We start from the raw sequence: 9,491 nt of genomic DNA, 5'->3' as shown, positions 1-9,491 counted from the left end.
GCATGAGCAGTTGACCAATGCCGTTACCGAGGGACTCAATAATGTGATTCGGTATGTCAAACGGATCAGTTATGGGCTACCAAATTTCGCTCATCTTCGGCTCAGAGTACTAGCCCAAGCCATCTGACCACAAGAATTGTCAGAGTACCATTTCTTTAATAGATTGAAATTGTCGGGGTCTTCAAGTTCATATCAAGCCTTTTTTACGTACTGAGTACTATCAAAGTCATAATCTTTCTGCCGCTGGTAAATCCATATAAAGTCTTTATCAGCAATAACTAAAACCTTCGCTAATAAACGCTTTCCATATGACTTAACCTGTCGGAATGCATCATCCATGTCCCGCTTAGTGTTTATATGCTTTTTACTTTCAACCAACATGGAAACGTTCTCACCGTTTTTATCACCTTTCATTGGAAAAGCATAATCAGCAGATTTGCCTTCTCCTCTGCCCATACTGACACGACTTTCTTTTTTCCAATCGTTCGGAGTGTAACCAAGCTTGATGAATAAAGGCTCAACCAAATAAACATTCACTTCTTCCTCGCTATTCAGACTTTTATTCTTATCGAATTGATAACCATAAAGTTTTGGTAAATGAGCGACTTCTCCTCCATTGTTAACAATCATTTTTTGTAACTGTAAGTAAGCTTCCGAGGTAAGCGGATATCCGTTTACACCCTGTAAGTTCTTACGGACTAATGCATGTTGACTAAAGTAGTGGTCGCTCTTTAACTCGTTGAGCGTAATTGGTGTAATTTTCTGGCCTTCACCAATATAAACGCTACCATACCAATGAAAGAAGGGGTCGGTAATCCCATCGGTAGTAGCCCGCCAAATTGAATGAATGCAACTGTAAGGAGCCAGGCAATACATTACCAGTATATCGCCCTTCTTCGTATCTTCATTTCCTTGCCAGAAGTGAGTGTCATCATTAGAGAAGTTATCCAAAAATTCAAAATCTCCGCCCGCTTTGTTAGCACCAATCATCCAAACCTGGGTTGGCTCTGGCAGTACTTCCTGAATTACTGGATTGTTTTGTTTTATATCATTTGGAGCGAAATCGTAAAGAAAGCCACAAAACTCAGCCGCTGTCATGCCGTGTTTAGCCTGGAAATCTGAGAATGATTTACAAATGTCAGCGTAATACTTTAGTCTCTCTATTTTCTTGCTTTTTAGTGGAACAGATGGTAATTTAATATCAAACGATTCAGCAATTCGAGTTAGCAGATAAAACTGATTTTGGAAAAAGTAGGGTTTGTATAGATCAGGGTATGATAGATACAGCCAAGTTGAAATTACTGGAATTTCGAAAAGCATATCTGACGTATCTCTAATTTCTTCTTCTCTATCTTCAAAGGTCATTGTGATGCCCTCATCTGCGATCTTTCCAAAGAAATCTTCTGCCTGATCATCTGGCAGTTCTTCAGGTAGAATTGGCTTTGTGGTAAAATCAAGAAGATTATATACATACTCTGCGGCTTCAATTGCATCAAAAGCAGTAGGGTATTCTTCAAACAACTCTACTATAGTTTTTCCATCTCCTGCTTCTTCAAACAACTTGATAGCTGCTTTTCCCTCCTCTGACTGCTTCCATAGGTTCCAGTACTTTTTGTTAAGGGGCATAATCGTCGTTTTTTGGTGGATTCAATAGCTGATTTTTTTCGTAGACCTTTTGCCAATCTAAAGCCTCTTCTGGTCAATAACTTCCAATTTGTTTTACTCTACAATACCAGCCCCGGCATCCAGAAAACGCCGTCGCCCAGCCACCGGTACCGTTCATTTTTGAGGAAATAAGCGGGGTACCGCTGAATACCATACAGAGCAATGCTCATCAGGACCAGCACCAGTGCCGACCGTTGGGCAAACCGGTCTTTAGCCAGAAAGCAAAGGACCAGTCCAGCCGCCACAATCGTGAAGGTAAGCCAGCGCAGTATCGTATCGCAGCGTTCGCTACCCCACTGCGTAGCCAGCGAAAACATGGATTGATCGGGAGTTTCGAGTTGTTCCATCACCGCAAACAGGAGCAGGTTCTGAAAAGCAATGCCTACAAACATCCCGTATTCCGTCAGATCAACATAGGTGATAACCGGACGTTGCACCCATACACTACCCCATACGCCCGTTGCGTAGAGGGCCGCTACCAATGGCTCTTTCAGCAATAACGCCGGATGACGCGCCGGAAGCTGAAAAACGGCTCCTACGTAAGCGACACAGATACCGCCCAGTATAAGTCCGAATTTGATTACACTGGGTGGTAAAAAAAAGAGTAAGATCAACGCCAAAACAGCGGCTCCAGCCACCAGCCGCCATAGCAAAGGAGCGTATTGATAATGAAACCGATGCCGTGCTGTTAAGCGTTGTCTTGTACCATCAGCTGCGTATTTCCTGACATCCAGTAATCGGTCTATGGTATAGATGATAAACACAACCAGCGCCAGCATCAGTGATGTAGCCCAGTGAACAGGATCAACGCCGGATAGCCGGATAACCATTCGGTTCGATAGAATGGCCCCGATCACGACGGGAAAACTTAGGTAGTAAATAGTACGGATGTAAGTGAGCAAAGGCTGTGATAGGTAACTGTGTGTAAAATCTGCCTGGATATTCAATCGTGGGCTTGCCTAAAGAAAGTAGGTCAGTCAAACCGGTACGGGTGGTGCCAGCCAGGGCTCCTGACGGCTTTTTACCTCGATAGGTTGCCCAACGCGTAGTATGCCCAACGGGGTAGTACCCGATGTTTTGACCAGTGCATTCTGACCAAACAGAATTTTCGTTTTCCACTTTCGGTAGGTAGTCAGCGTTTTAAGCGGCTCCTTTCCCGACTCGCCCGTTTCCGGGTCGATGGTTGTCAGCACGCAGCGGGCGCAGGGTTTGACGCCGTAAAAATGCAGGTCGCCAATGGAGAACTCAGCCCAGGCATCTTCCTCGTTGGGTAAACCGCCCGCAACCACCACGTTTGGCCGGAACCGACGCATGGAAAACGGCTCAGGCAGACGTTGGTTAAGCGCATCGAGTGAAGCCTGACCAATAAACAGGTATGGATACCCATCGGCAAAGCTGACTGTATCATCCGCCCGTGCGTATTTCGGATCAACCGCCCGGTGGGTCGTTTCGGGCATGAAAACCAGGCGGCAAGATTTTCCCAGCGCGTTCGTGAACCATTGATCGGCTTCGGCACTAACGGACACCGCTGGTACATCTTTACTATCCCAGATACTAACCAGCATGGTTTCGGTTGATGAAACTGGCGCTACCGTCAGGGGTAGTTCCAGCACATCATCAGGACGATGCCGATGCCAGACGTGCAGTTTTTGACCCCGAATAGCGACGTCAAGTAAGGCCATCTGGTGATTGGTTCGCTGCGTCATGAACTCCCAGGGACCATCGTTCCGGGGGGGAGAAACGAGCATAAACCGTCGGTCGTGCCGGAAGCCTTTTTCTTCTACAATGGCCTCCGATACGGCCATACCGCTCAGCGACTTAATGGGATAGATGTATAATTCAGAAATGGTCATAGTAAGCGTCGTAGAAGTCGTAGAATCGGAAGTGGCTGACGTAAAGCAGTAGTAATTCAGTCATGTTTGACCGCATGGGCGGCCCCGTTATGACTAGTATAACTTATAACGTCTGCGATTCGGTTAAAAACTCATTCTGGGTAGTGGACTTATGGTTTGATCGGTAAAATCACCCTGTTCATATTTAAACTGAGCGGCCATCGCAATCATCGCGGCATTGTCGGTGCAATAGTCGAAGGAGGGAATATAGATGCTCCATCCCTGTGCGGCACCCAGTTGGGTCAATGCGGTTCGCAGGCCACTGTTGGCCGATACGCCCCCGGCAATCGCAATGTCGCGAATCCCCGTTTCGCGGGCGGCCCGCTTCAGTTTCGTCAACAACATCTGAATCAGGGTATGCTGAATGCTCGCGCAAATATCCGGCAGGTTCTGACTGACAAAATCAGGATTAATCTTTTTGTTATCGCGCAGGAAATAAAGAATGGCCGTTTTGATGCCGCTGAACGAAAAATCCAGGTTAGGCATTTCCCCCATCGGGAAACGGAATTTCAATGGATCACCCTCTTTTGCATACTTATCAATCAGCGGCCCGCCGGGGTAGGGCAGGCCCAGCAGTTTAGCCGATTTATCAAAGGCTTCGCCCACGGCGTCGTCCATCGTCTGACCAATAATGGTCATGGTCAACGGGCTATCGACGCGCACAAGCTGCGTATGGCCGCCACTCACGGTCAGGCATAAAAAGGGGAAAACGGGCTTTGGGTCTTCAATGAAATGGGCCAGTACATGCGCCTGCATGTGGTTCACCTCAATGAGCGGGATATTCAGCCCCAGGGCCAGTGCTTTCGCAAAAGAAGCCCCTACCAGCAGCGATCCCAGCAAACCGGGGCCTCGGGTAAAGGCAATGGCCGATAACGCATTTTTGGGTAAATTTGCGTCGGCTAACGCACGTTCAACTACGGGTAAAATATGTTGCTGATGGGCTCTCGAGGCTAATTCGGGCACAACTCCCCCGTACTGTTCGTGAATTAACTGGGTAGCAATTACGTTCGACAGCATATGGCCATTGGCCAAAACAGCCGCCGATGTTTCATCGCAGGACGATTCAATGGCTAGAATATTCACATCACAAAATTAATGGATAATGATTTCTCTGAGATTAAACAATGGAAGTTGCCGCTAAACCGTTCACTCAGTTAGTAGTCTAAGCGGTATTCTATTTCTATTATTCGTTGTACCTTAGGCATTTCCACCCCGGATGCGTCAGTTTTTTGCCATACTCCTTAAAACACTGCTCTACCTGTGCATCACGGTACTGACGTTGGCGTTGGCGATTTTATTGGGCCTCCAGATCCCGGCCGTACAAACACAACTGGCGAAAAAAGGAGCCGAGTGGCTTTCGGAAAAACTAAAATTCCCCGTTGACATTCAGGGCGTTTCGATCAAATGGTTCGACTCGCTCACCCTCAAACAACTTACGATTAAAGATTATCAGGGCCGGCCAATGATTACGGTCGGGCGGCTCGATGCCGATTATAACCTGCGTTATCTGATTGATTCGTCGGCGCATAATATTCATCTGGATGAGATTGTGCTCTACAAGCCCGATGTCAGGATGATTAAAAATCCTAAAAATGGCGACACCAACCTCGACGACTTTATTGCCCGCATTGAGGAACTGACAACGGACCCGCTCCATCCGGGCGTTCCGAATCAAAACGTTCCGTTTACCGTTGGCCGTATTCATCTGGTGGATGGGGCCTACACGCTCGAAGACCCCCGTGAGCCGTTTATGAACGACCGGGAAAGCTTCGATCATAACCACTTCACGCTCCAGCACCTAACGGCCGATGTGAGTGATTTTATGGTATTGGGCGATACCATTGCGTTCGATGCCAAAGGGCTATCGGGCATTGATCGCGATTCCCGAATAAAAATCCGCAAACTGGACACGCGCTTTTTGTACTGCAACACCAAAATGGAACTGGGCGGACTTTACGCCCATATTGGCAACTCCATTATCCGGAATGAACTGACTTTTTATTACGATAAACCCTCGGCCTTTGGCGATTTCAACAGCCGGGTACGCATAAAAGCCCAGTTCCGAAACAGTAAAGTGCAGTCGTCCGACTTAGGCTATTTTTCGGAGTACCTGCGCGGGCTGCACGAAACCTGGCTGCTCACGAGTAATTTCAGCGGAACGGTCAATGATTTCCGGCTTCGGAGTACCGACCTTCGGTTCGGTGCCAATGGCCGCAGTCGGCTGGCGGGTGACATTGCCTGGAAGGGGTTGCCCGATATGGATAAGACGACGGTCAATTTTGCGTTTACGCCTTCGGTTGTCAACATGGCCGATATTCGGCAGTACTATCCCGATTCATCCTTCAACGGAACCATCCAGAAACTAGGTACTGCTGCTTTTGCCGCCACCTTTGTGGGTTCGTTCGATGATTTTAAAACAAAAGGAACGGTTCAAACGGCCATCGGCACCGTAACCGGCGACCTGAGGTTGAACCTATCGGATAAGGCGGATCAGACCACGTATGCGGCCAATCTGAAAGCCGATAATCTGGACCTGGGCCAGCTACTAAATCAACCCGAACAATTCGGTAAGCTGAATGGCGAAGGGAAAATAACCGGAAAAGGTACCAGTCTGGAGAAGGCTGTCATCGACTTCGACGGTACGTTTAACCGATTTGGCTGGCAGCACTATAGTTACCGAAATGTGGCGGCACGCGGCAATCTGCAAAAAGCCGTTTTTCAGGGGCAACTCCACATCAACGACCCGAATCTGGCCTTTGACCTCGATGGGGAATTTAACCTGAGCGGCCCTAAAAAACGCTACGACCTGAGCGGAATCCTGAAACACGCCGACCTGCGGGCGTTGGGCTATATGCCTGATTCACTAACGGTTAAAACAAATTTAGACGTTCAGCTGGAGGGTAGTGCGCTGGATGATATTGTGGGGAGTGCCGCCTTTAGCAACGCCACCCTGAGCCTGAACGGCAGGGACCTGCCTATAGACAGGCTTACTCTAACCTCATCCGTCGAGAGACAGGCTCGGCAACAGGTCGATTCTATCGCCACGCAGCGATACTTCTACCTCGATTCCGACTTTCTGACTACCCGCCTGCAAGGCAATTTTGAACCCAAACGCACCATCGATGACCTGACTCAGCTAGCGCATGAGTACCAGCTTTATTTCATGGGTGATGCGGCTGGCATGAAAGCTTACTATGCGCAGAAACAGCGCTGGCTGGATTACGGAGCCGGAAAAGTTGCCCAGCCGCTGCGCTACGGTATCGATTACCAGATCATTACCAAGAATAGTATTCCGTTGATGGATTTCCTGGGAGCCTCGGCCTATGTAGCGCCTGCCACCCGGCTCGAAGGTCGTTTCACGGAAAGCAACACGGCCTTTCTGACGGCTACCGTTAAAACAGATTCGGTAAAATTTGGCACCATCGGCTTTGGTCCCAGTGATCTTGACCTGACGACCTCTAAGTTTACTACCACCAAAGATGTACTCGCTTCGGCTGTTATTTCCTCGAAGCGGCAGCTGTTCAGTGCCTTACTACCCACCCGGAATCTTCAGGTAGAAGCGTCGTGGGCGGTGGATCATATTGATTTTACGAGTGACGTTGATCAGGCTGATAGTAGCGGTCTGTACACGAATCACGCCGAACTGAACGGCGAACTACAGTTTAAAGGAGATGCTATCGACCTTACCTTCCGAAAATCGAACGTACGGGTGCTGGACGGCGACTGGACGCTCAGCCCCGAAAGTCTGATCCGGAAAGTGGGCAACACGTATACGATTCGCAATCTGTCGTTGCTGAACGAAAATCAACTCATTCAGGCGTCGGGTATTATCTCGCCGGACTCGGTAGAACGCCTTGCGGTAGAATCGCATAATTTCCTGCTATCGTCGCTTAATTCGGTACTGAATACCAATCTGGGTGGTACCTTAAACGGTTCACTGACGGTTAGAAACCTGTATGATACCCCCATCGTAGAAAGTTCGATAACGGTTAATGCGCTATCGTATGAGAAGATACTACTCGGGGACGTTAGCGGACAGGGTGTCTGGGATCAGCAAACCCAGCGACTCAATGTGAACGCCCTTGTTAATCAGAAAGGTACCGATGTGGTTACCCTTGCGGGTACGTACACGCCCCAGTTAAAAGCGAATCCCCTGGCCGTGAAAGCCAGTGTAAATAATGCCGACCTGAGTTTACTGGAACCCTTTACGACCGGGCTTTTTTCTAACCTGGGTGGTACCGCCAACGGTGTAATCGACATAACGGGTAAACCGGCGGCTCCGGTGCTGAAAGGCGAAATAGCCATTCAGGGTGGCCGTGGTCAGTTCGACTACCTGAAGGCAGATTTTGCTTTTGACGATAAAATTTATTTCGGTGAAAACGAGATAATTACCCGGCAGCTAACGCTGCGTGATCCGCAGGGCAATACCGCCCAGCTCAGAGGGGGCGTATTCCACAATGGATTCCGCGATGTCAACCTGGCTTTCGATGCTGATTTCAAGAACTTCAGAATCATGAATACGGCGGCTAAAGACAACGACGCATTCTATGGTCAGGCCGTTATAACGGGAAAAGCAGAATTGAATGGCCCAACGGATAATCTGACAATCCGCGCTAATGTATCCAGCAATAAAGGCACCCGAATTTATATTCCACTGGACGGGGCCACTACGGTAGCCGACGATGAGCAGATTCGGTTTGTCAACCTGAGCCGTGCCGCAACGGATGGCGTGACTAGTCAAACGGCCAGCAAATCGGGTACGTCTGCGGGGGACATCGACCTGTCGCGGATTCAGATGGACTTCAACTTCGATATTACGCCCGATGCCTACTGCGAAATTCAACTGGACCGACAGACGGGCGATATCATCAAAGCGTACGGGCAGGGGCTTATTGCCATGAAAGTGGATACCCGGGGCGATTTTTCCATGACGGGTAATTACGAAATCCAGAAGGGAGATTACACCTTTACGTTTCAGAATATTATCAACAAGCGCTTTCAGATTCGGCCCAACAGCCGTATTACCTGGACCGGCGACCCATACGGAGCCTTGCTGGACGTAACGGCTGCTTATACGCAATACACGTCGCTGGCTCCCCTATTGATTAACCAGAAAGCCACTGCCGATCAAACGCGCCGGTATCCCGTCGATCTGGTTATCAAACTGACCGGGGATCTGAGCACGCCTACCATCAACTATAATCTGGATATTAAAGATTATCCGTCTACATCCGATTTCCGGCAGGCGGTAACCGCGTTTGCTTCGCGCATTCAGAGTAACGATCAGGAACTTACCCGGCAGGTGAGTAGTGTCCTGTTGTTCAACCAGTTGCTATCGGAAGGTAGCAGCCTGTTCGACCAGGGGCAGGTGAACACCGGAGTGGCCAATAGCGTTAGCGAACTTATCTCTAACCAGATTAGCCGCCTGGCATCCAACCTGAACGAGAATCTGGACGTCGGCGTGTCCTTCGGTGGGTTTACCAGTGGTACGCAAAATGAAAACCTGCTCAACAACCTACAGTTGCGGTTTTCGTACCGACTACTGAATGACCGGCTGCGTATCAGCCGCGACGGCGGATTCACCTATGGGCAAAGCCAGTATAATGCTGCCAGTTTACTCGGTGAGTGGACCTTGGAATATTTCCTGACGCCCGATGGCCGTTTGCGGGCCAAGGTGTACAACCGTAACCAGCAAAGTATTTTAAGTCAGTATAACCTGACCAGCACCATTACCACCGGCGGTGGGGTTAGTTTACTGTATACGCGCTCTTTCAATCATATTTTCAGTACCAAACGCCCAGTGCCGGGTGTGGCTCCCAAACCAGAGGACGCGAACCCAACGCCCGGTTCGGAACCGGTATCGACTGCCAGCAGTTCGGCACGCGGAGCGTTCTGACACGTTAATTCCCCACTTTCTGTCTCAGAAATAAAACG

Annotated in this window: 6 protein-coding genes; 2 read left to right on the top strand and 4 right to left on the bottom strand. The window is 49.1% G+C overall.

Going from position 1 to position 9,491, the window contains the following annotated elements:
• Positions 1-10 precede the first annotated feature (10 nt).
• Complete coding sequence (locus tag B157_RS40665; RefSeq protein ID WP_425423219.1) at positions 11-127, top strand: transposase; 117 nt, start codon at positions 11-13, stop codon at positions 125-127.
• A gap of 65 nt (positions 128-192) precedes the next feature.
• Here the strand turns inward: B157_RS40665 and B157_RS36410 are convergent, their stop codons facing one another.
• The 4 genes from B157_RS36410 to tsaD all read right to left on the bottom strand — a co-directional run bounded on the left by B157_RS36410 (position 193) and on the right by tsaD (position 4,640).
• A complete protein-coding gene (locus B157_RS36410; RefSeq protein WP_020607278.1) occupies positions 193-1,626 on the bottom strand; it encodes a type I restriction enzyme HsdR N-terminal domain-containing protein in 1,434 nt (477 codons plus the stop codon).
• 98 nt (positions 1,627-1,724) lie between these two features.
• Positions 1,725-2,567, bottom strand: a complete 843-nt coding sequence (locus B157_RS0131455) for a hypothetical protein (protein WP_020607277.1) — start codon at positions 2,565-2,567, stop codon at positions 1,725-1,727.
• 75 nt (positions 2,568-2,642) lie between these two features.
• Positions 2,643-3,518 carry an MOSC domain-containing protein gene (locus B157_RS0131450; protein WP_020607276.1) on the bottom strand — a complete coding sequence of 292 codons (876 nt, stop codon included), beginning with the start codon at positions 3,516-3,518 and terminating at the stop codon, positions 2,643-2,645.
• A gap of 123 nt (positions 3,519-3,641) precedes the next feature.
• Positions 3,642-4,640, bottom strand: coding sequence for a tRNA (adenosine(37)-N6)-threonylcarbamoyltransferase complex transferase subunit TsaD (tsaD, locus tag B157_RS0131445; RefSeq protein ID WP_020607275.1), 999 nt, complete (start codon positions 4,638-4,640; stop codon positions 3,642-3,644).
• A 133-nt stretch (positions 4,641-4,773) separates the two neighbouring features.
• On the opposite strand from tsaD, the gene B157_RS0131440 reads away from it, so the two are divergent.
• Positions 4,774-9,453 carry a translocation/assembly module TamB domain-containing protein gene (locus tag B157_RS0131440; protein WP_020607274.1) on the top strand — a complete coding sequence of 1,560 codons (4,680 nt, stop codon included), beginning with the start codon at positions 4,774-4,776 and terminating at the stop codon, positions 9,451-9,453.
• Positions 9,454-9,491 lie beyond the last annotated feature (38 nt).

This window comes from Spirosoma spitsbergense DSM 19989, from assembly GCF_000374085.1.
GTDB classification, from domain to species: domain Bacteria; phylum Bacteroidota; class Bacteroidia; order Cytophagales; family Spirosomataceae; genus Spirosoma; species Spirosoma spitsbergense.
This window is presented reverse-complemented; position numbering and strand designations above follow the sequence as displayed.

Bases quoted from the DNA above. Each gene is read 5' to 3' on its own strand.
- B157_RS36410 (WP_020607278.1), bottom strand. From the start codon at position 1,626: ATGCCCCTTAACAAAAAGTACTGGAACCTATGGAAGCAGTCAGAGGAG.
- B157_RS0131450 (WP_020607276.1), bottom strand. From the start codon at position 3,518: ATGACCATTTCTGAATTATACATCTATCCCATTAAGTCGCTGAGCGGT.
- B157_RS0131440 (WP_020607274.1), top strand. From the start codon at position 4,774: ATGCGTCAGTTTTTTGCCATACTCCTTAAAACACTGCTCTACCTGTGC.